General features: G+C 71.5%; 16 protein-coding genes. 12 read left to right on the top strand and 4 right to left on the bottom strand.

What is annotated here, in order from left to right; genetic code table 11:
- Nucleotides 1-249 precede the first annotated feature (249 nt).
- On the top strand, nt 250-2,259 hold the full coding sequence (locus WMF28_RS12545; protein WP_437602423.1) for an ABC transporter ATP-binding protein: 2,010 nt from the start codon (nt 250-252) through the stop codon (nt 2,257-2,259).
- A 102-nt stretch (nt 2,260-2,361) separates the two neighbouring features.
- Here the strand turns inward: WMF28_RS12545 and WMF28_RS12540 are convergent, their stop codons facing one another.
- The gene (locus WMF28_RS12540; protein ID WP_437602422.1) at nt 2,362-3,387 is read right to left on the bottom strand and encodes a phosphatase PAP2 family protein; all 1,026 of its coding nucleotides are present in this window, start codon (nt 3,385-3,387) and stop codon (nt 2,362-2,364) included.
- Nucleotides 3,388-4,724: 1,337 nt separating this feature from the next.
- On the opposite strand from WMF28_RS12540, the gene WMF28_RS12535 reads away from it, so the two are divergent.
- Nucleotides 4,725-5,117: a KGG domain-containing protein gene (locus tag WMF28_RS12535; RefSeq protein ID WP_437602421.1), complete on the top strand. Its 393-nt coding sequence runs from the start codon at nt 4,725-4,727 to the stop codon at nt 5,115-5,117.
- A 129-nt stretch (nt 5,118-5,246) separates the two neighbouring features.
- Here WMF28_RS12535 and WMF28_RS12530 read toward each other — a convergent pair whose 3' ends face one another.
- A complete protein-coding gene (locus WMF28_RS12530) occupies nt 5,247-7,073 on the bottom strand; it encodes a PE-PGRS family protein (protein ID WP_437602420.1) in 1,827 nt (608 codons plus the stop codon).
- Between the two features lie 761 nt (nt 7,074-7,834).
- Between WMF28_RS12530 and WMF28_RS12525 the strand changes: the two genes are divergently transcribed.
- The 6 genes from WMF28_RS12525 to WMF28_RS12500 all read left to right on the top strand — a co-directional run bounded on the left by WMF28_RS12525 (nt 7,835) and on the right by WMF28_RS12500 (nt 16,786).
- Nucleotides 7,835-9,487 (top strand): FAD-dependent oxidoreductase, encoded by a 1,653-nt coding sequence (locus WMF28_RS12525; RefSeq protein WP_437602419.1) that lies wholly within the window; start codon nt 7,835-7,837, stop codon nt 9,485-9,487.
- 209 nt (nt 9,488-9,696) lie between these two features.
- Nucleotides 9,697-10,698 carry a hypothetical protein gene (locus WMF28_RS12520; RefSeq protein ID WP_437602418.1) on the top strand — a complete coding sequence of 334 codons (1,002 nt, stop codon included), beginning with the start codon at nt 9,697-9,699 and terminating at the stop codon, nt 10,696-10,698.
- On the top strand, nt 10,698-12,146 hold the full coding sequence (locus tag WMF28_RS12515; RefSeq protein ID WP_437602417.1) for a hypothetical protein: 1,449 nt from the start codon (nt 10,698-10,700) through the stop codon (nt 12,144-12,146). Before WMF28_RS12520 ends, WMF28_RS12515 begins: the two co-directional genes overlap by 1 nt.
- A 31-nt stretch (nt 12,147-12,177) precedes the next feature.
- Nucleotides 12,178-13,719: a thrombospondin type 3 repeat-containing protein gene (locus WMF28_RS12510; protein ID WP_437602416.1), complete on the top strand. Its 1,542-nt coding sequence runs from the start codon at nt 12,178-12,180 to the stop codon at nt 13,717-13,719.
- A gap of 583 nt (nt 13,720-14,302) precedes the next feature.
- Nucleotides 14,303-15,307, top strand: a complete 1,005-nt coding sequence (locus tag WMF28_RS12505; RefSeq protein ID WP_437602415.1) for a hypothetical protein — start codon at nt 14,303-14,305, stop codon at nt 15,305-15,307.
- 132 nt (nt 15,308-15,439) lie between these two features.
- Nucleotides 15,440-16,786 carry a hypothetical protein gene (locus WMF28_RS12500; protein ID WP_437602414.1) on the top strand — a complete coding sequence of 449 codons (1,347 nt, stop codon included), beginning with the start codon at nt 15,440-15,442 and terminating at the stop codon, nt 16,784-16,786.
- 43 nt (nt 16,787-16,829) lie between these two features.
- Here the strand turns inward: WMF28_RS12500 and WMF28_RS12495 are convergent, their stop codons facing one another.
- Both WMF28_RS12495 and WMF28_RS12490 read right to left on the bottom strand, forming a co-directional pair.
- A complete protein-coding gene (locus WMF28_RS12495; protein WP_437602413.1) occupies nt 16,830-21,014 on the bottom strand; it encodes a hypothetical protein in 4,185 nt (1,394 codons plus the stop codon).
- A 279-nt stretch (nt 21,015-21,293) separates the two neighbouring features.
- Nucleotides 21,294-22,004 carry a TetR/AcrR family transcriptional regulator gene (locus WMF28_RS12490; protein ID WP_437602412.1) on the bottom strand — a complete coding sequence of 237 codons (711 nt, stop codon included), beginning with the start codon at nt 22,002-22,004 and terminating at the stop codon, nt 21,294-21,296.
- Between the two features lie 71 nt (nt 22,005-22,075).
- On the opposite strand from WMF28_RS12490, the gene WMF28_RS12485 reads away from it, so the two are divergent.
- The 4 genes from WMF28_RS12485 to WMF28_RS12470 all read left to right on the top strand — a co-directional run bounded on the left by WMF28_RS12485 (nt 22,076) and on the right by WMF28_RS12470 (nt 25,243).
- On the top strand, nt 22,076-22,558 hold the full coding sequence (locus WMF28_RS12485; RefSeq protein WP_437602411.1) for a hypothetical protein: 483 nt from the start codon (nt 22,076-22,078) through the stop codon (nt 22,556-22,558).
- Nucleotides 22,555-23,154 carry a hypothetical protein gene (locus WMF28_RS12480; RefSeq protein ID WP_437602410.1) on the top strand — a complete coding sequence of 200 codons (600 nt, stop codon included), beginning with the start codon at nt 22,555-22,557 and terminating at the stop codon, nt 23,152-23,154. Before WMF28_RS12485 ends, WMF28_RS12480 begins: the two co-directional genes overlap by 4 nt.
- A gap of 98 nt (nt 23,155-23,252) precedes the next feature.
- Complete coding sequence (locus tag WMF28_RS12475; protein WP_437602409.1) at nt 23,253-24,035, top strand: hypothetical protein; 783 nt, start codon at nt 23,253-23,255, stop codon at nt 24,033-24,035.
- Between the two features lie 284 nt (nt 24,036-24,319).
- Nucleotides 24,320-25,243, top strand: coding sequence for a transposase (locus tag WMF28_RS12470; RefSeq protein WP_437602408.1), 924 nt, complete (start codon nt 24,320-24,322; stop codon nt 25,241-25,243).
- The last annotated feature ends 636 nt before the right edge of the window (nt 25,244-25,879 follow it).

The raw sequence follows: 25,879 nt of genomic DNA, 5'->3' as shown, positions 1-25,879 counted from the left end.
AAGGACGAGGCGAACCATCACCGGCTGGCAGCGGGCAAGTCGCGCCAGCGCCTCACCAAAGTCATCCCCCGACGTGCCCGCCTCACCCCCCCGGCTCGCCCTGCTCATCCCCCGCGGGGCGCTCGCCTTCCGAGCCGGGGATAGCCCCCGCCGCCCCCGGGGCAGCAGCCGATCACCACCGGCTGCTGCCAGGGCAGCAGCGGAGCCACCCACCGCTCCGCCACGCCGGCGACCGCACTGGCCCGATTCATGCATACGCCGACGGCGGCACCGGCGGACTCTCGTCCCGCCCAGGACAACTCGGTGGAACCCAAGACCTCTCTGCAGCGCGCCCCCGGCGCTCCGGCGCTCCCGGACACGCCCTTCCGGTTCATCGTTCACTTCGTCGGTCGTTACCGCGCCTGGTATCTGGCGATGTTCGTGTTCGAGTCGGCCCACGCCTCGTTCGGGATCATGATCCCCTACGCCATCGGGCAGGTCATCAAGGGGGTGACCGAGACGTCGGGCGCCGGCCGGGCCGCGCTGAGCGGCCGGCTGCGCGACGCGCTGGCGCTGTTCGTCGCGCTCATCGCGGGCGAGTTCCTGTTCAGCCGCGTCGCGGGGCTCTGCCAGATCCTCGTCGGGCCGTGGCAGCGCCAGAACGTGACCCGCAACCTCTACGCGTACCTCCAGCACCACTCCCACCGATATTTCAGCAACAACTTCGCCGGGGCGCTCGCCCACCGCATCAGCGAGACGTCGATGGGGGTCTCGCAGACGCTGTGGGCCATCCTGTTCGACTTCTGGCCCATCGCCATCGTCTTCTCCGTCTCGATCGGCCTGCTCTACCGCGCTCACCCCGAGCTCGCGGCGCTCGTCTCGGTCTGGGCGGTGCTGTTCGTCGGCATCTCCTACTGGCTCGCGACCCGCTGCCAGCCGCACGCGGTGCGCGCCGCGGGCGCGCGGAGCGAGACGACGGGCAAGCTCGTCGACTCGGTCTCGAACCTCACGAGCGCGCGGCTCTTCGCCCGGCTCGGCTTCGAGCGCGAGTACCTGGACGAGCAGCTGGTCAGGGAGCTCCGGGCGGTGCGCCGGTCGAACTGGTACTCCGAGCGCGTGCGCTGGTTCCAGTTCGCGTCGGCCGCGCTGCTCAAGGTGGGAACGCTCTACTACGCGCTCAGGCTCTGGCAGCGCGGCGCCATCGGCGTCGCCGAGTTCGTCATGGCGACAAGCCTGTCGCTCCTCATCATCAACGAGGCGCGCAACCTCAGCCGCCGCTTCCTCGAGTTCTTCGAGTTCGTCGGCAACGTCGCGAACGGGGTGAACACCATCGTCCGCTCCCACGAACTCGTCGACCGCCCCGAGGCCGTCGCGCCGAGCCTCGAGCGCGGCCGGATCGAGCTCCGGAACGTGACCTTCGGCTACACGCCCGATCGCCCGATCTTCGAGGGCCTCGACGTGACGATCCCGCACGGCCAGCGCGTCGGGCTCGTCGGCTTCTCCGGCTCCGGCAAATCCACCTTCGTCAACCTCCTCCTGCGCCTCTACGACATCAACTCGGGTCAGATCCTGATCGACGGCGTGGACCTCCGCGACATGACGCAGGACGCGCTGCACGCGCAGCTCAGCCTGATCCCGCAGGACCCGAGCCTCTTCCACCGGACGCTCCTCGACAACATCCGCTACGGGCGCCTGGACGCGACCGAGGAGGAGGTCGTCGAGGCCGCGCGCAAGGCGCGCGCGCACGACTTCATCCTGCAGATGAAGGAGCACTATCGGTCCATGGTCGGCGAGCGCGGCGTCAAGCTCTCGGGCGGCCAGCGCCAGCGCATCGCCATCGCGCGCGTCATCCTGAAGGACGCGCCGATCCTGATCCTCGACGAGGCGACGTCGAGCCTCGACTCGATCACCGAGAAGGCCATCCAGGACACGCTCGACGGGGTCATGAAGGGCAAGACGGTGCTCGTCGTGGCCCACCGCCTCTCGACGATCGTCCACCTCGACCGCATCCTTGTGTTCGAGGACGGCCGGATCATCGAGGACGGCACCCACGCCGAGCTGCTCGCGCGGAACGGGGCCTACCAGCGGCTCTGGAGCAAGCAGTCGGACGGCTTCCTGGTGGAGAGCCCCACCGGGGAGCCGGCGCCGAGCGAGGCGCCGCCGAGCGAGGCGCCGGCTGTCCGCGTCCACGAGGCGCCGCGCCCGCAGCCGGCGGCCGGGAGCGCCGACGGACTACCGCTGTCCGTGCCCCTGAAGGCGTGGGAGGCCCCGCTCGTCTGAGCGGCGTCGGCCCGAGCAGGCCGGGAGCCACGGGCGCCTCGGGCGGGGCCGCGCCTCGGCCGTCGGCCTACCGCCTCCGCGCGCAGGTGGGATGGGCCGAGCTCACCTGAAGCTCCACGGCTGCGGCTGGTCCATCCGGGCCCGGAAGCCCTCCTCCCAGCGGACGAGCCGAGGCGTGAGCCACGCGACTCCGACGGCCAGAGCGACGCCGGCCACCACGTCGACCGCGTAGTGCCAGCGGAGGAGCATGGTGGAGATGATGATGTTCAGGGAGAAGAACGCGGCCACCACGGCCGGCCAGAAGAGGCGCCTGTCGGTGCGGGCGCGGTGGAACGTGTACAGGGCGAACCAGAGCGGCGCGGCCGTGTGCAGGGAGGGAAAGACATCCTTCATGGCGCCGCCGGCCTGCACGACGCTGCTCACACAGCCCCAGAAGAAGCCGCCGTCGAGCGGCCCCTGATAGAGGTGGCTCAGCGCCTGGATGGGACCGTAGGCGGGGACCGCCATGTAGCCGAGCTGGCCAATGCAGTAGACGAGCGAGGTGCCGACCGCGTACTCGGTCGTGCCGCGGCCGAGGCGGGCGACCCAGACCGCCAGCGCCATCGAGAGGAAGCAGATGAAGAAGTAGCTGAAGTAGAAGAAGGAGAACCACTCCACGACAGGACGCGTGTTGAAGCGCTCCATCCAGAGCGCCGGCTCGACCCGGAAGAGGAGGAGATCGAGGTGGAGGAGCTGCGCGTCGAGGCTGTCGCTCCGGACCGTCGGCAGGATGGTCCGGAGCGAGAGGTAGTTGAGGAGGAAGGCGCCGACGAGCGAGAGCCGGTAAACCACGCTCCGCAGCAGGCGAGGGACGAACGTCGCGCGGCGCACGAACACGCAGAGGGACACGAGCGCGGCGATGCCGGCCAGATTGCGGAGCACGCACTCCGCTCGCACCTCGCTCGGCGGCGCGCCGAGCAAGCAGACCGTCGTCACGACGAGGTAACCGATGAGGATCGCGTCCTGGAGGGCGAACATGGCGACCAGGCCGCGCAGCGCGTCCCTGAGGAGCGCCCCGGCGCGCTCGACGTCGACCAGGCCGCGGGAGCCGGCGTCCTTATCACAGTCCGTTGTAAGCCTCTCTTGCATACGGGAAGGTTCCAGGGATGGCATGGTGCGCGCGCGGGTCGCTTACGTCAGTTGGCGTCAGTTGGCGTCAGGTGCGTCCGTTGCGTCAGCTCGCTCTGTATCACGTGTGGCGTCGCCGTGACATCCGCGACGCGCCAGCAGCTCGGGGGAGCAACCCGGGGGCCACGCGGTCGTCGAGTTTTCGACGGGCTTGCTTCGCGCTGCGTGACAGCCGCAAGGCGCCGCCGCGCTCCGGCGCGTCGGCCCCGGCGCAGCCCATCGCCGCGGCAGCGCAGCCCACCACCGCCGCGGCGGGCCGCGTGCGCGTTCGCACGCGCAGGACGCCGCTTCGCGCGCGTGCGAACGCGGCGACGCAGCGGAGCAGCTGCTACGCGTCTCTCCCCCTTGCTCTCTCGCTTCCGGCGCCGCGCTGCCGAGCTCCGGAGCGCGCAGAATCTGCGCGACTGCGCGCTCCGCAGGATCTGCGCGCGTGCTGCACCCACCGCGCCAGTCGGAGACCGGTGATGGAGATCGTGAACAGCTCAATGACGTCTGGATCACCCCCGGTCACGGCCACGCCGGCCTTCTCCCATCGGCCGACCAGCGCGAGCATCGAGGTGGACGGCGAGCCCCTGCCCCACGAGATCGTCAACGGCTCCTGATCGACCCCCGTGACGGCGGCGCTGTGCAGCAACCATGGTTTGAACAGGACAGGAGGGCGAGGAGGCTGATAAAACTCCTATTATTTCACGTATTACTCATTTATCGTCTTCATGTGAGATCTTTCCGAGCGAACGACCGCGCACCGCGACTGCGCGGCGCCGATGCGAGCCGATGGCCGGGCTCGTCTGCGCCTGAAGCGCGCTGAAGGTCCAACGAAATGCGCTGAGCTCGCGAGCTCGGGTTCATCCGCTCGTCGCGGCTCTCGGGGCGGATCGCGCTGCGGACGAGGCGCGATGGCCCGCGCGCCCACGGCCGGTGAGGCAGTCTGCCGCGTGGCGGATCCTTGGCTGGAAACCGGGTTCAGCCAGGCTGAGGAGCGCGCGGCGCAAGCTGAGCAGCGCAGGCCGGCGGCGGGATCGCGATCTGGGCCGCGACGCGCTTGCGCCCGCACGCAACCTTGTCGTTCGAGGCGGGCGGGACGCATCCTGAACACGCGCGAGCTCGCACGGAAATCCGGGGGCACCTCGCAGGATCTGCGTCGGAGGCGCCCAGTATCCATGGGTTCTTCTCCATGGCATCCACGTTGCAGTCACCCCTCCCCGCCGACATCGTTCAGCGGAGATCCGACGGGGCACGCCACCTGGGTTGCCCCGTGACGGTGCTGAGCGATGCGCCAGACACCAAGGAGACATCTCATGGCACAGCAACAAGGACAGAGCAGCAGTCGTGGGTTCGCGGCGATGGATCAGAAGCAGCAACGCTCGATCGCGAGCATGGGCGGCAAGGCCGCGCACGAGAAGGGCACGGCCCACGAGTTCAGCTCCGAGGAGGCGCGCGCGGCCGGCCGCAAGGGCGGCGCGACCGTGAGCCGGAACCGCGAGCACATGGCCCAGATCGGCCGCAAGGGCGGCGCGGCCGTGAGCCAGAACCGCGGGCACATGGCCCAGATCGGCCGCAAGGGCGGCGAGGCGCGGGGCGACGGCGCGAGCGACGCGAGCACCGCGCAGGGCGACGGCGAGGGCGAGCGCGAGCAGGGCGACGGCGACGAGCAGCACGTCGAGGCCGGCCCGCAGAGCCGCGCCCACTGATCCGCGCGGCGGCCCAGCGGACGCCGGCGCCCGGGTACGCGCGGCAGCTGGATTCACCAGCTGCTCGCGTGCACCGCCGCGATGCGGCGCCCGGAGCGCACGGCAGCGCCGCGCCCTCGATCGGATGCGTCAGGGCGAAAGGGTGACGAGGAAGACGTCGCCGTTGCCGCGATTGCGCGCGGGCGCGCTGTGCTCGAGGGCGGGGAGGCCTTCGCCGAGATCGAGCCGCTCGCCGAAGAAGAGGCCCGCCACGACCGTGTTCCCGCCGCCGGTGATCGCCTGAGCGGTGGTGTACGAGAAGAACTGATCCCGGTAGACATCGGACCAGAGCTCCTCGGAGAAGTCCGGGCTGAGCTTCGCGACGAACGCGTCGCCCGTGGCGGGCGCCCCGATCGAGACGGGCGCTCCGCCGAGCGCCAGCGACCTGGTGAAGTAGCCGCTCAGCACGTGGTTGCCCCAGGGATCCTGCGAGAAGCCCCAGACGAACTCGTCGCCCTCGGACAGGAACGCGCGCGCGGCGAGCGGCTCGCCCGCCGCGGCGTCGAGCCGGGCGACGTAGAGGTCGTATCCCGCCGCCTCGGTGTGCTCGACGTCGGTGGAGCCGACCCGGAACGCCGCCCCGTGGTTGCCAAGGACGACGGGATGGCCGTCGAGGCCCACGCTGACGAACTTCGCGTACTGCTCGCCGGCGGCGCCCAGCGGGCGTGCCCAGACCAGGCTGCCCGACGCCAGCTCGAACCGGACGACGAGCCCGTCGATGCCGTAGATCGGCTCGACGCCGCCGCCGCCGGCGCCTCCGGCGCCGGAGGTCTCGCCGTCGACGGCGCTCTCCACGATCTGGCCGTCGATCTCGAGGATGCCGCCGAACGCGCCGGTCGCGTAGAGGGCCGAGTCGCTGACCGCGATGCTGCGGAAGCGCTGCCAGCTGTTCGCCGACCCGAATCGCCTGCTCCAGAGGTGGCCGCCGGCGGCGTCGAGCTTCGCGACGACGACGTTGGCGCTGCCGGTGCCCGTGAGCGCGGCCCCGGGATCCTCGCTGAAGTTGATGGCGCCGTCGACGATGCCGAGGACCACGATCTCGTCCTCCGCGGTGACGGCCACGGCCGTGGCGGACTGGCCGAGCGCGTCGCCGAAGCGCTTGCTGAAGAGGTGGTTGCCGTCGGGATCGAGCTTGGCGACGAAGAGGTCCCGCCCGCCGGCGCTCACGAGCGCCGTGCTCGGGTCCGCGCCGAAGTTGAGGGTCCCCTCGAACTCGCCGGCGACGAGGACGTTGCCGCTCGAGTCCGTGGCCACCGCGAGCGCGTTCTGTTCGGACCCGTCGCCGAAGCGCTTGCTCCAGACGTGGCCGCCCGCCGCATCGAGCTTCACCACGAAGATGTCGTGTTGGCCCTCGCTCACGAGGCGGTCGGCCTCGCCGCCGAAGTTGATCGCCGACTCGAAGCCGCCGACCAGGACGACATTCTCGTCCTGATCCGCCGCGATCGCCTCGACGCTCTCTTTCTTCTCCTCGCCGGCGCCGAACCCCCAGAGGGCCTCTCCGAGGAACGCGGGAGGCTCGCCGCCGCCGCTGCCGCCCGCGCCGCCAGCGCCGCCGCTGCCGCCCGCGCCGCCGACGCCGCTCGGCCCGCCGGCGCCGCCCTCGCCGCTGCCGCCCGCGCCCCCTTGCCCGCCTTGCCCACCGGCGCCCCCTACGCCGCTTGGCCCGCCGGCGCCGCCCTCGCCGCTTCCGCCCTCGCCGCTGCCGCCGGCGCCGCCTTGCCCGCCGGCGCCGCCTTGCCCGCCGGCGCCACCTTGCCCGCCGGTGCCGCCCGCGCCGCCGTCACCGCCCTCGCCGCCGACGCCGCCCTCCCCGCCGACGCCGCCCTCCCCGCCGGCACCCCCGGCGCTGCTCGATGACGCGGTGGTTCCGCCGCCAGGCTCCGAGTCGCAGCCGTCGCAGCCCAGGGGGAACCCCATGCTCGTCAGAAGAGCAATCTGGGCCACTCTCGTCACGATGTGCTCTCTCACTCATTCCTCCATGTCTCGACGAAGAACCCGCGCCGCGGGGCGTTCGGTGGAGCCGAGGATGGTCCGGTACCCATCGTTGTGGGGTGTCGAACGTCCTATCCGCTGTGTCGTGGAGCTGGAGTACGCGTGCCCGCCGATCGAATCAACAGCTGTCTCGGCGAAATCCGGGGCGACAACCTGCTACCTCTCGATTCCGCCTCCACAACACATCCCTTTTCCACAGCCCGCCCCGCCTCGACAGCGCGCCCGCGCGTCGCGCCCCACACAGGTGATCCGCTCCGGCGCGCGACAGGCACGTCCGCCCCGCGCGGTGCAGGTTTGTCTCATCGTGGCGGAATGCCTCACCGCGGGCGCGCGACAAGCGCGGCGACTCTGGGCGAGCGCGCCGTGCTGGAGCAGCGGGCGGTCGCGGTATGCGATCTGCATCGTCCAGCAGCCCGATGCAGACGGCTTGGCTTCAGCGCGCGACGATCCTCTGTGCGCTCGCGCTCTCCGCGTGCAGCGGCGACAAGAGCCGCGCCCGCGAGAGCGTCGGCGCCCCCGAGGGCGGCGTCGCGCCGCAGGCCTGTGCCGGCTTGACCCAGCACGCCTTGCTACCGTGCCTCCCCGGCGGCGACAGAGCACCACGCCTCGCGGGAGGCGGGCGAGACGACCGATCACCGAGACCGAGCGCCGGGATGCAGCCCTTGGCGTCCACACGCGGAGATTTTATGACGGATCGAGCCTGCGATAAGAACACCGCCTGGACCCACGCCGTTCTCCCCCCCATGGCCCCCCTCGCGACCGACCACACGGCGGACGTGTGCGTGGTGGGCGCCGGGATCGCCGGGCTGACGACGGCGTATCTCCTCGCGAAGGCCGGCAAGCGCGTCGTCGTCCTCGACAACGGCGCGGTCGGCGGGGGCGAGTCTGGCCTCACCACCGCGCACATCACCCACGCGCTCGACAGGCGCTGGGCCTCGCTCGCGAAGCTCCACGAGGTGAGCCGCCTGCGCCTCGCCGCGCGGAGCCACACGGCGGCCATCGACACCATCGAGCGCATCGTCAAGGAAGAGGAGATCGACTGCGATTTCCAGCGCGTCCACGGCTATCTCTTCGCGGCCCCGGGGTCGCCCTCGATGACGCTCCGCGACGAGATCGAGGCCGCGCACCGCGCCGGGCTCGGCTCGACCCATTACGTCGACCGGGCCCCGCTGCTCGATTTCGACACGGGCCCCGCCGTCTGTTTCCCCGATCAGGCGCAGTTTCATATCCGCAGGTACCTCGCAGGGCTCTCGCGGGCGATCGAGCGCGACGGCGGCAAGCTCTACACGCTGGCGCACGTGGTCGACGTCGACGAGGACGCGTTGCCCCACGAGGTCGTCGTCAGGACGGCGCGGGGCCTCGAGGTGATCGCGAGCGAGGCGGTGCTCGCCACGAGCTCCCCCTTCATCCCGCGCATCAGCGTGCACATGAAGCAGGCCGGATACAGGACCTACGTCATCGGCCTGCGCATGCCCCGGGACGCCGTCCCGCCGGGCCTCTACTGGGACACGGCCGAGCCGTTCCATTATGTCCGCCTGGCCAACGTCGACGGCGCCGACGGCCCGGACGAGGTGCTCATCGTCGGCGGAGAGGACCACAAGACAGGCCAGGCCAGCGACGCAGACCAGCGCTACGCGCGGCTCGAGGCGTGGGCGAGAGAGCGCTTCACGCAGGCCGGCGAGGTGCTGCACCGCTGGTCCGGCGAGGTGATGGAGACGGTCGACGGGCTCGCGTACATCGGCCGCGTCAAGAGGGACTCGAGGATCCTGATCGCCACGGGCGACTGCGGCAACGGCATGACGCACGGGACGATCGCCGGGCTCGTGATCTCGGACCTCGTGCAAGACCGGGAGAACCGGATGGCGTCGCTCTTCGATCCCTCGCGCGTCAACCTGAGCCTGGCCGCGGTCTCCGAGCTCGTGAAGGAGAACGTCAATGTCGCCTGCCAGTACGCCTCGTGGCTCGGCAAGGGCGATGTCGGCGACGTGGCGCAGATCGCGCCGGGCACCGGCGCCGTCGTGCGCAGGGGCCTGAAGAAGCTCGCCGTCTATCGCGATCCGCAGGGGCAGATCCACGAGAGGTCGGCCATGTGCTCCCACCTCGGCGGCATCGTGTCGTGGAACCCCGCGGAGCGCAGCTGGGACTGCCGCTGTCACGGCGCCCGGTTCGACGCCATGGGCCGCGTCCTCCGCGGGCCGGCGACGGCCGATCTCGCGCCGGTCGCGCCGGTCGAGGCGCCCGCCGGCGCCGGAGACTCCGTGGCGCCGCCGAGGGCGCCGGAGGTCGTCGCCGTCCCGGTGACGGCCGTGAGCCTGCCCGAGAATCGCCCGGCCAGCTGATCGGCGGGCGCGCGACGCACGACACAGGATGAGCGCGCCACGAATGCTTGAGCGCGTCATGAGAGATTGCGCGTGATGCGCGGGCGACGGTGGTGCAGTTGACCCCCGCGCGAGCCGCGTGCGATCATGACCAGGTGGTCCGGGACGGTCCCCGGCAGCTTGGTGATGAGATGAAATTGCTGCGCCCTCGTGCCTCCCGCGCCGCAGGCATGGCCCTGGCTGTCCTCTCGGTCGCCGGGGCGCTTCCGGCGTGGGCCGAGCCCTCGGCGGCCGATCGACAGACAGCGCGGACGCTCCTCATCGAGGGGCGCAAGAAGCGCGACGCGGGGGACGTCGCGGCCGCCCGCGCCGACTTCCAGGCCGCCCACGCGCTCATGCGCGTCCCCACGACGGGGCTCGACCTGGCGCGCGCCGACAAGGCGCTGGGCCGCCTGCTCGAGGCCCGGGAGACGGCCTACGAGGTCGTCCACCTGCCCCTCGGGAAGGACGAGCCCCAGGCGTTCACGCAGGCGCGGGCGGCGGCCGCGGCCATGGTCGAGCAGCTCGACGCGCGCATTCCGTCGCTCGTGCTGCGCGTCGAGGGCGCGTCGCTGGACCAGCTCGATGCGCAGGTGGACGGCCAGCCGATCCCCCGCGCGGCGCTCCCCTACCCGCGCAAGCTCAACCCCGGTCGCCACGAGGTGGTGGTGGCGGCGCCCGGCTTCCAGACGGAGCGGCGCGAGATCACGCTGAAGGAGGCGGAGCGCGCGCCGGTGGAGGTCCGCATCGCCCTCGTCCCCGGGCGCGGGGCCGAGCCGGAGGCCGCCGGGGGTGGCGGGCAGCCGCCGCCCGGAGGCGCGCCGCCGGAGCCCCGCGCGCCCGTGCCGATGTGGGCCTGGGCGGCGGGCGGCGTGGGCCTCGCGGCGCTCGCGGGGAGCGCGGCGTTCGCGATCGACCACGCGGCCGCGCGCGACAAGGTCGAGAAGGACTGCCCCGGGTCCGTGTGCGATCGGCGCGCCCACGACCTCGAGAGCATGGAGGCGCTCCGGGCGCGGTGGAACCGGAGCCTCGGGCTGTCGTTGACGCTCGGCGCGGTCGGCCTCGCCGGCGTCGGCGCGGCGCTCGGCGGCATCCTGCTGCGGCCCAGGACGGGCGACGAGCGGGCGGCGGCGTCGCTCGTGCCGCTCTTGACCCCCACGACGCAGGGCGTGGTGTGGCGGGGAGTGTTCTGATGTCAATGTCAAATTACGCCATCATTGCAATCACGGCTGTGCTCGGCGGCGCAGCGCTCGGTTGCGCGCCGGACCTCAGCCTCTCGGCCGCGACGGGCTCGGGGGGCTCCGGGGGTGCCGGAGGCTCCGGGGGTGAGGGCGGCCGCGCGCCGCGGTCGGGCGGCGAGGTGCAGTGGGCGCGCGCGCTCGGGGGCGGCGGGGAGCAGGCCGGGGCGAGCGTGGCCGTCGCGGACGACCGCAGCGCGGCGCTCCTCGGCCGGCTCACGGCGGCGGAGGGCGTGGCCCTCGACGACGAGCGCGTGACGCCGATCGGCGTGGAGAACGTCTTCTGGGCGCGGCTCGCGGCGAGCGACGGGGCGGGGCTCGGGCTGAAGCGGTTCGGGGCGTTCGATCCGCAGATCGTGAACGGGCTCGCGACGGACGGGAACGAGGGCCTCCTTGTCGCGGGCGAGTTCTCCGGCAAGCTGGAGTTCGGCGGCGCGCCGCGGACGAGCGCCGGCGGGCGGGACGGCTACGTCGCGCGGCTCGACGCCGAGGGGCGGGAGCTGTGGCTGCAGCCGCTCGGGGGCATCGGCTTCCAGGCGGCGACGGGCGTGGCGGCGAGCGCGACGGGGCGCATCGTCGTGGCCGGCCGCTTCTCCGGCGCGCTGAGCCTCGGCAAGGACCGGCTCCAGAGCGCCGGCGGCAGCGACGTGTTCGTGGCGAGCCTCGAGGCCGACGGGACGCCGCTCTGGAGCGAGCGGTTCGGCGACGGCTTCGATCAGCAGGCGCGCGCGGTCGCGATGGACGATCTCGGCAACGCGATCGTGGTCGGGGACTTCGCCGGGACGCTCGACCTCGGCGGCGATCCGCTGAAAAGCGCGGGGGATCTCGACGTGTTCGTGGCGAGCTTCGACGCGCTCGGCAAGCACCGCTGGAGCAGGCGCTTCGGCGACGCGGCGCTGCAGCGGGCCAGGGCCGTGGCGGTGGACGGCGCGGGCAACGTGATCGTGGGCGGGGAGTTCGCCGGGGCGATCGACCTCGGCGGGGGCCCGCGGGTGGCCGGAGCGCGCGCGGCGGTGTTCGTGGCCAAGCTCGATGCCAGGGGCGAGCACCTCTACAGCCGGGTCATCGGCGAGGAGGGCGCGACGCTGGGCCAGCTGCTCGTCGACGGGACGGGGGACGTGCTCGTGGCGGGCGGGTTCCGCGGGGAGGCGTCGCTCGCGGAGGGGCCCGTGACGAGCGCGGGAGACGACGACGTGTTCGTGGCCAAGCTCGATCCGGAGGGCGGCTACCGGTGGAGCCACCGTTTCGGCGGGGCGGGCGCGGACCGGGCGACGGGGGTGGCCATCGACCGGGAGAGGCAGGTGTTCGTCACGGGGGCGTTCACCGGCGAGGTGATGTTCGGGGAGAAGCAGCTCGAGGGCGGCGCGGGGACGGACGTGTTCGTGGCCAAGCTGTCGCCGTGAAGCGGCTGTCGCCAGGAAGGATGGAGGCGCGATGAAACGTGCGGGGACAAGGGGCGTGCGGTCGCGCGGGCGGCGGCTGGCGATGGGGCTCACGGCGGGCGTGATCGGGCTGATCTTGCCGGTCGCGGGGTGGGCGGGGGTGGATGCAGATTCTGACGGGATCGCCGATCCGAACGACAACTGCCCGTCTGTATTCAATCCGGACCAGCAGAACACCGACGGAGACGAATTCGGCGATGCCTGCGACAACTGTCCTGTCACGGGGAACCCGGACCAGGGCGATGCGGAGGGGGACGGCACCGGCGACAGCTGCGACGACGATGACGACAACGACGGTGTCATCGACGCTGACGACAACTGCCCTTTCGCGGCGAACGCCGACCAGGCGGACACCGATGGTAACGACATCGGAGATGTCTGTGAGTCCGGGGACGACGACGGCGACGGCATCGCGAACGACGTCGACAACTGCCCCTTCGTGGCGAACCCGCGCCAGGAGGACAGGGACGACGACAAGGTCGGCGACGTCTGCGACAACTGCCCCGCGACGCGCAATCCGCACCAGGAGGACGGCGACGGCGACGGCATCGGCGACTTCTGCGAGCCCGACGTCGACGCCGACGGCGACGGGCTCGTCAACGCCGAGGACAACTGCCCTGCGGATCGGAACCCGGACCAGGAGAACACGGACGGCGACAGCCTCGGGGACGCCTGCGATCCGGACAGCGACGACGACGGCCGAGACGACGAGGAGGACAACTGCCCCGTCGACTCCAACATCTTCCAGGAAGACACGGACGGCGACGGCATCGGCGACGCCTGCGAGGAAGACGACGACAACGACGGCATCGCGGACGAGCGCGACAACTGCCCGCACGTCTCGAACCAGGATCAGTCCGACGGCGACGCCGACGGCCGCGGTGACGCCTGCGATTTCGACGCCGAAGCCGACGTCGACGGCGACGGCATCCCGAACGACGTCGACAACTGCCCGGAGGTCCCGAACCCCGATCAGACGGACGCCGACGATGACGGCGTGGGCAACGCCTGCGCGGACGGCGACGGCGACGGCCTGACCGACGCGGCGGACAACTGCGACGAGGAGCACAACCCCGATCAGGCCGACAGCGACGGGGACGGGCAGGGCGACGCCTGCGACGAGGACGACGACAACGACGGCGTGCCCGACGCGGCGGACAACTGCGGCGCCGTCCCGAACGCCGATCAGGCCGACGGCGATGACGACGATCTGGGCGACGCCTGCGACGTCGATGACGCGGACGACGACGATGACGGCGTCCCGGACGGCGACGACAACTGCCCGCTCACGGCCAACGCGGATCAAGCGGACGGCGACGCCGATGGGCTCGGCGACGTCTGCGACGGAAACGGCGGCGGGACGGGCGGCGGCGGGACGGGCGGCGGCGAGACCACGGCGCCGGAGGTCTCGTCCGGCTTCGTCTGCGCGATGCAGCGAGGCGACGGCAGCGGCGGTGCGCTCGTCGGCCTCGTGACGCTCCTCGCCGGCGCGCTGGGCCTCGGCTCCCGCCGGCGTCGCGGTCGGGCGGCGTGAGCGCCGTCGCGCGCGGCACGGCCGCGCAGCTGCGCCAGGAGCCCTGAAGGGCTGTCGGCGCGCGGCACGGCAGCTCCGTCCCATGGACACGAGAGCGAGAAGGTAGGAGTTACGCTAACACCGTATCATCCACGCTCGTTCCTGGTTTTCTGAGAGAAGAAACCATAGAGGCACAGAGGACACAGAGGAGAGAACAAGGAAACTCTGTGTCCTCTGTGCCTCTGTGATTCAAATTCCTCCCTATTGCACGACAAGGAAGAGGGGAGCGACGCGAGCGCCCGCTCGGTGGCTACCTGGGAATGGCTGCAAGCACGGGGTGGGTTATCACCCATCACCCCACGCCGGTTCCGGGCGGGCTTCTGCCTTATCTCGGTCCGCGCATTTTCCTGAGCCGTGACGTCGCGTCGGTGTAACTGCTCCGACTGAACGCGCCGGTACGCCCGCTGCGCAGCCCGTGCTGCGGGCGGGGGCGGCTTGAGCCACCTTTGGAGACACCATGCGCCTTGCTCTCCCGCTCTCTCTTTCATTGCTGATGACCACGCTGTTCGGAGTTTCCTTAGGCGCCGGCTGCAGCGACAGCGCCGTGGATGGCGCCGCCCCGTCCGGGGGCGCAGGCGCAGGGGACAGCGGCGGAGGCGCCGCGAGCGGCGGAGGCGCCGCGAGCGGCGGCGGCAGCGCGAGCGGCGGCGGCAGCGCGAGCGGCGGCGGCGGGGCCGGGGCCGGCACGGGCGCCGCGGGCGGCGGAGGCGTCGCGCTCCCGACGAGCATCGTGAAGTGCCAGGGCAAGGTGTACCAGTGCGGGGATCTCATCGACAACGATGAGGACGGGCTCCTCGACGCGCAGGATCCGGACTGCCTCGGCCCGTGCGACAACACCGAGGACAGCTACTACGGCGGGATCCCCGGCCAGGCAGGGCCGGCGTGCACCGTCGATTGCTATTTCGACCAGGACTCCGGGGCCGGCAACGACGATTGCCACTGGAACCATCAGTGCGATCCGAACGAGGTCGCGCCCGGATATCACCCGGAGTCGAGCAACGGGGCGATGTGCGCCTATGATTCTGCGGCCTCGACGCCGGGCGCCCAGGGCAGGAGCTGCAGCCAGCTCAAGATGGCGCAGTCCGATCTCTGCCACGACGTCTGCGGTCCGCTCACGCCGAACGGCTGCGACTGCTTCGGTTGCTGCGAGCTGCCGGCAGGCAGCGGGGAGTATGTCTGGCTCGGCTCCGACGCCGACGGCACCGGCGAAGGCTCGTGCTCGCGCGACGGCATCTCCGACCCGAGCCGCTGCGAGCCGTGCATGCCCGTGGACGCCTGCCTCAACGACTGCGGCCGCTGCGAGCTGTGCCTCGGCAAGGACACGCTGCCCGCCGACTGCTTCGAGGCCGGCACCGGCGCCGGCGGCGCGGCCGGGACCGGCGGCAGCGGGACCGGCGGCGGCGCGGCCGGGACCGGCGGCAGCGGGACCGGCGGCGACAGCGGAGGCCAGTGCGCGCCGGATGTGCAGCCGTGCGGGCTCGCCGGCCAGGAGCCTTGTGACGCGTACCACTACTGCATCACCGGCTGCTGCCAGCCCATCGTGAACTAGCGATCGCATCGCCCACGATCATCCCTGGTTTCGTGAGCGAGGACGCAGCGCTGAACGCCCGCGAGCTGAGAAGTTGTGCCTGCGGTGACGACACAGGGTTTGAAAGGAGACGAGTCAATGGGGATGCGCTCGATGGCTGTTGGGATGCTCTGCGCCGTGACGGCGATGGGGTGTGGCGGCGACGACGAGGATCAGCCGAAGAGCTGCTCGGTGGCCGAGCAGACGGGGTGCACCGCGCCGCAGGTGTGCGAGGAGGTGGAGGGCGCCGAGCCCGCCTGCTTCGAGCCGGTGACGCTGAAGGGCCGCGTCTACAACTCGCTCGACGACAAGGGCATCGCGGGCGCGCGCGTGCTCGCGCGGGACCCGAACGACGCCGTGATCTCCCGGGTGGCGATCACGGGGGCCGACGGCAGCTACGAGCTCGCCGTGCCGGCGCGGCGCGACGCGAGCGGGGCTCCGGTCAAGACCGATGTCACGCTGCGCGCCGACGCGCTCGCTCACGAGACCTTCCCGAAGGCGCCGCGGGTCGCGTTGCCCATCGACCTCTCGACCGCGTCGGGCAAGCCGCTCGCCGTCGCGTCGGCGGCCACCGAGATCGCGCTGTTGCCGCTGCCGGACAGCGAGGGGCTCGGCTCCATCTCCGGGGTCGTCCTCGCCGACCAGCCCGGCGGGACGCTGCTCGTCGCGGGCGGCGCCACCGGCGCGGCCGATCTCGACGGCAGCTACACGATCTTCAACGTGGCCGCGGGCGAGGTCACGGTGAAAGGCTATGGCGCCGGCCTCGCGCTCGACACGGCGAGCGCGACCGTCAGCGCGGGCAAGGAGACGACCGGCGTCGATCTGCACGCCACGGGAGACGCCACGGCGATCGTGAGCGGCAAGGTCGAGATCGTGAATGCGTCCGGCGGGAGCGTGACCTCGGTCATCCTGGTCGTGGCCGATACGTTCGATGAGAGGACCGCCCGCGGCGAGACCCCGCGCGGGCTCCGGCAGGGCAACGTGACCGGCGAGTTCTCGATCGCCGGGGTGCCTGACGGCGACTACGTGATCCTCGCCGCGTTCGAGAACGACGCGCTCGTGCGGGATCCTGACACGTCGATCGGCGGGACCGAGATCGTGCGCATCACGGTCTCCGGCGAGGACCACCCTGTCCAGGAGTCGTTCAAGGTGACCGGCGCGCTCGCCGTCGTCTCGCCCGGCGCGAGCTCGCTCGACGAGGTGAGCGGGGCACCGACGTTCGTCTTCGAGGACGACTCCAGCGAAGATCTCTACGAGGTGACGCTGTTCGACGCGCTCGGGGCGAAGATCTGGGAGAACCTCGAGGTGCCCAGGGTGTCGGGGAGCAAGAACGTCTCTGTCGCGTACGACGGTCCAGCGCTGGACCCGGGGATGATCTATCAGTTCAGGGCCACCTCGAAGAAGGACGGCACGCCCATCTCGCAGACCGAGGACCTGAAGGGGGTCTTCCTCTACCAGTGATCGCGGGGGCGCGCGCGGCGCGGGGGCGCGGGGGGCGCCGCCTTCAGCAGCGACGGCGGCGGGCGCGGCGCGCGTTGCCGAGCGAAAGGAGGAGGCCGAAGAGCGCGAGCGCGCGGGAGGTGCCCGACGCGTGCCCCGCCTCGCCGCCCACGGCGGCAACCGTGCAGTTGAAGCTGAAGCAGCACCTGCACGCCCCCGGCGGCGCTCCTCCCTCGGCGTGGTCTCCTCCCCCTGCCCCGCCCGCCGCATCCCGGCCTCCGCCGTCGCCGCCCGCTCCGCTGGCCTCGGCGCCGCCACCATCGCCGGCGCCCTCTCCCCCGGCTGCGGCCATGCCGCCGCCGCCTCCCGTGCCGCCGCTCGCGCCGCTGCCGCCAGGTCCTGCGCTGCCGCCGCTCGCGCCGCCGCCGCCGCTCGCGCCGCCACCACCGCCGCTCGCGCCGCCACCACCGCCGCTCGCGCCGCCGCCACCGCCGCTCGCGCCGCCGCCGCTCGCGCTGCCGCCGCCACCGCCGCTCGCGCCGCCGCCCACTCCTGCGTTGCCGCCCTCGCCTGCGCCGCTGCCCCCGGTCCCTTCAATGGGGGTGTCCGGCGACGTGATCGGTAGATTGCGGCAGCCGAAGAGCGGGTGGCACTCGTCCGTGGTCGTCAGATCCCCATCATCGCAGTCGAGGGGGATGTCGCTCACGCAGTTCCCTTCGAAGCAAAGCTCGATGCCATTGCAGAGATCGAAGTCGTCGCAGATGACCCCGTCCGGCAGGATCACGTCCGCGGAGCAGCGCCCGGCGCCGTCGCAGTACTCCCCGGGATCGCAGGGCGAGCTCGCGATGCGGCAGAGCACCGTCGTCGGCTCGGCGGCGCACAGCGCCGAGCAGCAGTCGCCGTCAAGGAGGTTGCCGTCGTCGCACGATTCACCCCGCCCGAGCACGCCGTCCCCGCAGATCGCGGGCCTCACCGTGAAGACGGTCGGATCGGCCGCGCCGGCGAACAGGGGCTCGTCGGTCAGCACGCTCGACTCGTTGACCCCGTCCGAGTCGGCGTCGAAGGAGAGCGTGCCCTGGTTCGTGATGACGAGCCCCTCGGTGAGCGGCCGGATCGTCGCTTGCATCGTGAGGATCACCCACTCCCCGGGCACAATTTCTCCGTCCCAGCCGATCGTGTTGGTCACGGGGTCGGACGTGACCGCGCCCTCGTCCGCGACCGCACCCTGCAGCAGGAGCTCCGGCGGGAGCACGTCCACGAACTCGAACCCTGCATTGTTGCGCTGTGCGCGGCCGCCCGTGTTGTTGATGAGCAACGTGTAGACGACCTCCCCGCCGGCGGTGCGCTCGCTGAGCACGGTCAGGAAGCCGATCAGGCGCGTCGGCACGGAGACGGTCGTGTGCGTCTCGCCCTCGTTGTTCTCCGGCGCCGGATCGTGCTCGCTCGCGGCGACCTCCGCCTTGCCGTCGATCTCGAGGGCGACCGCGGGCGGGGTGAGCGCGGGCGCGACCAGGGTGACCGCGATCGACGAGCTCTCCCCCGCGGCGAGCGACGCGCGCCGGCACACGAGCCGCTCGGTGGTCGGGTTGCACGTCCAGCCGGTCCCGGAGGCGCTGGCGAAGCTCGCCCCGGACGGCAGGACGTGCGTCACGACGAGGTCGCTCGCGTCGCCCGGCCCCTCGTTGGAGACGCCGATCGTCGTGACGAACTGCGCGCCGGGCGACACCGGATCCGGCGCATCCGCCAGCGTGATGGCGAGATCCGCCCCGCAGGTCCCGGACGCGACCGGCACCGCCGCGAGCACGACGTTGTCGATCGCGACGCCGCACGGCCCGGGACGCCCGATGTCCGTGCAGACCAGGCTGTCGTCCTGCGTGTAGTCGAAGCGGAGCTGGACGGTCCGCCCGCGCAGCCCCGCGCCAGGGAAGCGGATCGACACGCGCTTGCTCCCGCCGGAGCTGCCGGACCAGACCGAGTGATCCCCGAAGTAGCCCGGGTCGTCCCGGGCGGGCAGGTGCTTGGGAAAGTGGTGGCTCGCGCCGGTCATGATCCGCTCGGCGAACGCCTCGGCGAGGACCGCCCGCGGCGCGGCGCCGGGCGTGAGATCCTCCAGGCGCAAGGTCAGGCCGTCGAACGCCTGGACGAGCCTGTGCGGATCGTCCTCCAGCTCGTAGATGAGATCGAAGTCGAGCGTGACATGGGATTCCCCGGGGCTCTCCGGGATCGTCACGGCGGGAGACACCAGCGCGACGTGCGACGTCGCCGGCTCCTCGTCGTGAAATGCCGCGTTGTTGTCGGGCGTCAGCGTCCGCGCGACGACCCACGGCGCGGCGGAGGCCGGTCCGCCGTCGCGCACCGACTGCCAGCCGGAGGGCAGCGCGGGCGCGCTCGCGGCGTCGAAGTCCTCGCGGAGCAGGACGTCCGCGGCGCCCGGCACGCCCGTCTCGAGCTCGATGGGCAGCGCGATCGAGCCCTGAGCGGAGCGCACCGTGAGCGTCAGCTCGATAGGCGATCCCGGGGTGAAGTCCCGGGCCGTGGTGAGGAGGAACGGCGCGTCGCTGGCGGCGACGCGGAGCGGCTCGAGATCGGGGTAGGTCGCGCTCGCCCTCACGACGGTCACGGAGGGCGTCTCCGTGGCGAGCGTGGCCGTGATCTCGGAGAGGGTCGTCCTGCCGGAGACCGGGTTGGCGACATAGTTCTCCAGGTAGACGCCGACCTCGATGAGCTCTCCCGGATCGATGCGCTCGTTCGCGAGGGCGCCGCACGCCGTATCCGCAACCCGGGTGCCGGCGGCGCGCAGCGGCGGGACGCGCGCGAACTCGTCCAGGACATCGAGGTAAACATTCGGCGCGATCATGGAGGTCGACGTCGGCTGTCCCTCATCGAACCGCGGTGGGGCGGCCGTCATGCTGAAGACGCTGTAGAGCTCGCCGCCGAGCGCCACGCCGCCGATGTGCTCGCCGAGGTTCTGCCGCGAGGCGTCGTTGCCATGGCCCGCGTGAAACGGGCGGTCCGAGATCGGCGCCGGCGGGCTCCAGGAGACGCCTTGATCGCTCGACGCGGTGTGCATGATCTCGGTGAGGTCGCCCGAGCCGGCGACATCCTGGTCGTAATAGACGACGTGCGCGGTGCCGGTCGATCGGTCGACGGCGACCCAGGGGAAGAACTGGGCTCGATCGCGCCCCGGATCGCTGTTGAGGAGGACGGCGCTGCCGGCGGCGCACCGTTCCGTGAAGGAGCGCAGGGCGATGTCGCCCGTCCCCCGGTCGCCGCTCCGCTGATAGACGACGTAGACCTGCCGCGTGACCTGGTCGATGTCGATCGACGGGGAGCTCCTTGCGTGGTCGACGCCGAGGACCTGGTCTTCAGGGGGGTAGCTTGTCGCGTCGAGGAGGACGAGCGGTTCCCAGGTGGCGCCTCCGTCGGTCGAGCGGCGGCATCCGAGGTTGCGCAGCGAGGTCCCGGGCTCCATGGAGCGGAAGACGGCATAGACGACCGAATCCCGGTCGGTCGTCCCGGCGAGGATGCGCGCGCCCGGCCCGTCGAGATCGCCGCCGGCCGGCGCCTGCGCGAGCACGGCCGCGGGCGACCAGGTCAGGCCGAGGTCGTCGGAGTGGCTGTAGAGGATCCTCGGCGGCGCGCCGCCGCGCTGGACCCAGGTGACGGACAGGCGCCCGGTCGCCCCGTTGACGTCGATGGAGGCCTGCTCGGCGCTCTCCCCAGCGACGAACGTGGGAGTGACCTCCACCGGCGCGGACCACGAGGTCCCGGCCGCGCTGCCGGGGTTCGAGCCATGGATGCAGAGGCCCTGGAGGCCATCGGCCGGGCGAGCGTAGGTGGAGACGCTGATGAACACGTCGCGGCCCGGATCGTGGACGACGCGGGGCGCGCCGAGCACCTGGCCGCCGGGGACCGAGGGCAGCGCGCGTTCGCCGTTCGGGCCGACCACCTCGGCGAAGGTCCTGCCCCCGTCGGCGGATCGCGCAACCCCGGACAGGCTGAGCGGGCTCGCGAGCGCGCCGCGCGGATCGGTGTAGGTCGCGACGAGGATGCTCGCGTCCGCGTTCGCGGCGATCGTCGCCTGGTTCTGGGCTCCGAGCGCGTCGGGGGAATGCACGGCGCGGTCCGCGCTCGCGGCGATCGCGAGCCGAGCTGCGCCGGACGCCTCCAGTTCGTCGCTGCCGCAACCCACGCCGGCGGTGAGCAGCCCCCCACCGACCAACCAAGCGACCCTGCGTCGCGCGCGCATAAGCACCTCCGAACCGAGATAGATGCCGCGAGCTCGCAGGACGTGCCGATTTCCCCGACATCGCACGGTCCGTCCAGCGGCGCGGCCCGATGCGCTGCGGTCGTTTTCGGGCGACATCGACGCAGGCCGCGCGTCGGCGCGGCAGATGCGCCCGGCGCGAAGGCTCGCCTCGACGTCCTTTCCCGTTCTTCCCGGCCGTGGAGAGCGGGGCGCCCCGTGCGTCGCGCGCGGATGGCGGGTCGGGTCCTCGGGCGCCGGCGGTTGCCTGAGGGGGCCGGCTCAGGCGCTGCGCCGCGGGCCGCAGCCGTCGATCGCCTGCGCGGCGGGCGGGTCGGGGGGACGGGCGGGGAGCACGAGATCCGCGAGGCGGCGCGCCGCAACGAAGGCCACCTCCTCGTCCGGGGCGAGGTCCTGACCGAGGTTGGCGGGAGCCTGACCGAGGTTGGCGGGAGCCTGACCGAGGTTGGCGGGGCCCGCGCCGGGGTTGACGGAGCCCTCACCGAGGTTGGCGCGCCCGCTCAGCGCGAGCATCGCGATGCCGTGGAGGCCCGCGAAGAGCACGTGGGTGTCCTCCGCAGGGCGCGCGCTGCCGTAGCGGCGCAAGAGCTCGACGAAGCCGCTCCACAGCGGGCGCGTGAGCCGCAGGCGCCCCTGCTCGCGCAGGCGGGCGCGGTCGAAGCGGCGCTCGGCCATCAGCCAGTAGAGATCCGGGTGGCGCAGCGCGAACTCGACATAACCGACGGCGAGCGACCGCGCGTCGGCGCCGGCGCGCGCCCGCGCCTCGAGGAGCTCCGCGAGCCGCCGCCACCCGGCCCCGTCGATGCGGATGAGGAACCCGTCGAGCGAGCCGAAGTGGTGATACAGCACCATCGTCGTCTGGCCCAGGAACGCGGCGATCTTGCGGGCAGTCAGATCGTCGCGCGCCAGCCGGCCGTCGTAGAGCGCCTGGAACACGCGCTCCACCGGCTCATCTGCCTCCGTCACACCCATACCCACGATCCTGCCACGTCCGCGCTTCGCCTGTTGACGCGCTCAGCATAACACTGTTATCCCTGGAGGGGATGGGATTCCTTTACGACGAGACGGCCGCTTCCGGGGCCCAGCGCGGCTGCCGCGGCCTGGCGGTGGGGTTGGCGCTCGCGGTGGGCGCGCTCTCGGGAGCGTGCACGTCGCGGCCCCCGATGGCGGACGACGCGCCTGCGGGGCCGTATGAGGTGGTGGACGGGTGGCCGCGCGTCCCGGAGGGGATGGTGTTCGGGCCAGTGCTCGACGTGGCGGTGGACGCGCGCGGGCGCGTGCTGGTGAGCCATGCGGCGGGGCGCACGTCGGGAAACGACGCGCCGATCAGCGAGGCGACCGTCCTGGTGTTCGATGCCGGGACGGGGGAGCTGCTCGATGCGTGGGGAGAGGGGCTGTTCGTCTATCCGCACGGTATCGAGGTCGATCGGAACGACTTCGTGTGGGTGACGGACTCCGAGCAGAACCGGGTGTTCAAGCTGACGGCGGAGGGGAAGACGGTGATGACCCTCGGCGAGGCGCCATGAGGGGACGAGGCGCGTGGATCCTCGCGTCGCTTGCGGGGCTCGGGTGCGCGGCGAGCCCGGAGCAGCTCGACCGGCCGACGAACGTCGCCTTCGGCCTGGACGGCGACATCTACGTGGCGGACGGCTACAACCATGCTCGCATCGCGCGCTTCTCCGAGGACGGCGAGTTCTTGATGGAGTGGGGCGAGAAGGGGTTCGGGCGTGGGCAGCTCGACACGCCCCACGGCATCGTCACCGACGACGAGGGGCGGGTCTACGTGGCGGACCGGGAAAACGCGCGCGTGCAGGTCTTCAGCGCAGACGGCGACTACCTTGCGCAGTGGAAGAGCGCCGCGCTGGGGCGACCGTGGGCGATCACCTTCGGGCCCGATCGGCACATCTATGTGGTCGACGGGGGGGACCAGGATCCGGAGCGGCCGCGGGGGCATGTGGTGCGGATCAACCTCGATGGAGAGATCGTGGACCGATGGGGAACCTCGGGGGACGGCCCCGGGGAGATCGACTGGGGACACGGGATCGCGGTCGGGCAGGACGGGAGCGTCTACGTGACCAGCCTGCGGGGTCGCGGCGTGCAGAAGTTCAGGAGGACGAGGTGAGCGGGCGCACGCTCGCGTTGACCGTGGTTGCCACAGCAGGAGTAGTAGGAGTAGGCGCCCTCGCGGCAGCGCCGAGCTGGGCGCAGGGGACGGGCGAGATGCCGGAGCGGCTCGAGGACCGCGGCCATGTTGCGCTGTACGGCATATTTACGGCCTCGCCGCAGGATAGGGAGCTGGCGACGATCCATGTCGCGCCGCAGGTGTCGGCGGGCGTTCGTCTGAACGGCTGGCTGAGCGCAACCACGGACGTGACCTCGGCCTGGACCACGTTTCAGGTGGAGGGCGAGACGAGGCGCTCGTCGTTTCGCTTCGGGAACCCGTTCATTACCGTGCAGGCGGCGCTGGTCGAGGAACGCCAGCGCTCGTTCCGCGCCGGGATCGGGGTTGCACCGCCGTTGACGACTTTCCCTGGCACGATCCCGGAGAACACGGAAACCGAGTATAACTACGCGGTCGCGACGGCAGCGCGCGGGTTCGCGGATTACTGGCTGTGGGCGCCGAATGCGATCCCGATCGCCTTGCTGCTCCGCAGCCGGATGGAGCTGTCTACGCCGGTGGTCGTTGGCGCCGAGCTGGATCCGGCCGTGCTCATTTCCGTGAACTCCAATCCGTCGCGGCTGGCGATCATGGCCGCCGCGTACGCGGGCTTCAGGATGGGTCCGCTGACGCCCGGGCTGCGGGTGCAGATGTTCGCCCAAACGGCACCGCTCGCCGGACGGGACTTCTCGCAGTGGGCGGCGATCTTGTACGCGAACGCAGAATTCGACGCGATGTTCGTGCGCTCCCAGGTTGCCGTCAACCTGGATGCCCCCTCCGGGCTGGCTGGCCAGCGAGGGGCAACCGTGTGGGGGGCGTCGCTGGGAGGCGGGGTCCGCTTGTAGAGAAAGGCAGGCCGGGGGCGCAGCGCGGTCGACCCCGGATCCCCGGATCCCCGACCCACGTTGCGCCGGAACCGACCCACGTTGCCGGACCTGCCGGAACCGACCCACGTTGCGTGTGCCGTGCGTGTGCCGTGTGCCGCGTGTGCCGTGCCGGACCCGATCCATGTTGCGCGACAGCAGCGATAGCTGGCGGAAAGGGTGGCGGCCGCCACCCGCCCAAGCGCGGCAGTCGCCCGGAACAACCGCATTCTCGCATGGCACGGCTCTTGATATCGCCGATGAACATGAGCCAGCCCCGCGCTATCGTCCCCGGCGCTACCTACCTCCTCACCCGCCGTGTCCTGCGGAGACACTTCCTCCTCCGCCCCGATTCCGCCATCACACAACTCGTGATCTATACCCTGGCGCTCTCGGCCCAACGCTATGGGATCCTCGTGCATGCGCTCTGCGTGATGTCCACGCATCTTCATCTTGTCGTCACAGACACGCGTGGCGAGCTCCCACGATTTCTTCAGCGATTTCATCGCCTCGTCGCGCTCGGGACCAAGGTCCTGCGAGCGTGGGAAGGCCCGGTATGGGACCACGGGGCGACGAGCGCGGTACACCTAACAACAAGGGACGCGCTGGTTGAGAAGATCGCCTACACGCTCGCGAATCCGGTGGTGGCTGGCCTCGTGCAGCATGCACACCAATGGCCAGGGGCGAAGGTGCTCGTCGGAGAACTCGGCTGCGGTGCACTGCGAGCCCAACGCCCTGAGATATATTTCAATTCGAAAAACACCGAATGGCCGGAGGAAGCTGCCATTTCGATCACAATTCCACCTGTGATCGCGAACAGCGAGACGGATGGTTTTCGTCACGAGGTCGCGGCAAAGCTCGATCAATACGAGCGACGGGCTCGCGCGAGCCTGGAACAACAGGGGCTCGGCTTCCTCGGACGTGCACGTGCAAGCAAGGTTTCCCCTTACAAGCGCGCGAAGACCATCGAGCCGCTTCGCGAACTCAATCCGACATTCGCGGTTGGTCGCGGGCGAACCGGCGCGCTAAACAATGCCATCGCCGCCGTGCGCGCCTTCCGCGCCGCGTATCGCAAATCACTCGAGCAATGGCGTGCGGGCGCGCGCAGCATAATCTTCCCTACAGGGACGTGGTGGATGCGTGTGTTCCACGGAGCTTCCGTTGATGAGGGCGAGCGCGCTGCAGCATAGGCGCAGAGCGAGCACGGCTCGAAATCGACGAGGGGTAAGCGGATGCCACGGGTGGTGCCTCTCCCGTCGTACAACCAGGGTCCAGGTCGTATTGCCGTACTGTAGGGGTGGCACGCAGGACCACACGTTCACGCTCACCTAGGCTTGCTCATGGGCTCACAACGTCCGTTTCTGGCCGCGTGATCATAGCGGGTCGGCGTAGCTACCCGTTCGCCTTACTCGGTCCGGGCACCGGGATCGGGACTGGGCTCGGCGTAAGCAGGCTGGCTGGCTCGGCGTAACCACGGTCGGTTCGGATCCCGGATCCGGATACCGAATTCGAATTCGAGTCGCAACCACGGTCGGGTGGGCCGTGGGCCGGGCCGGGTTGGGGTGACGGTCGGGTGGGCGTGATCGGGTCGGCAACGGCGCAACCACGGGTCGGCAACGGCGCAACCACGGTCGGGGCGGGCGGGGCGGGCGGTACGGGCGGGCGCAACCACGGTCGGTTCGGCGGGGCGGTTCGGGTCGGGGGGCTGGCTCGGGGGCGAGGTCGACCTCCTCGGCTCCGGTCCGGCCGTACTCACACGCCCACGCGCCCAGCACGGTCGGCTCACGGCTCACAGCTCACCCTCGCCATGCTAGACCGCGCTGCGC

The sequence above is a fragment of the Sorangium sp. So ce590 genome (assembly GCF_051521365.1).
GTDB lineage: Bacteria > Myxococcota_A > Polyangia > Polyangiales > Polyangiaceae > Sorangium.
The sequence above is the reverse complement of the archived record's forward strand: the minus strand, read 5'-3'. Positions and strand labels throughout refer to the sequence as shown.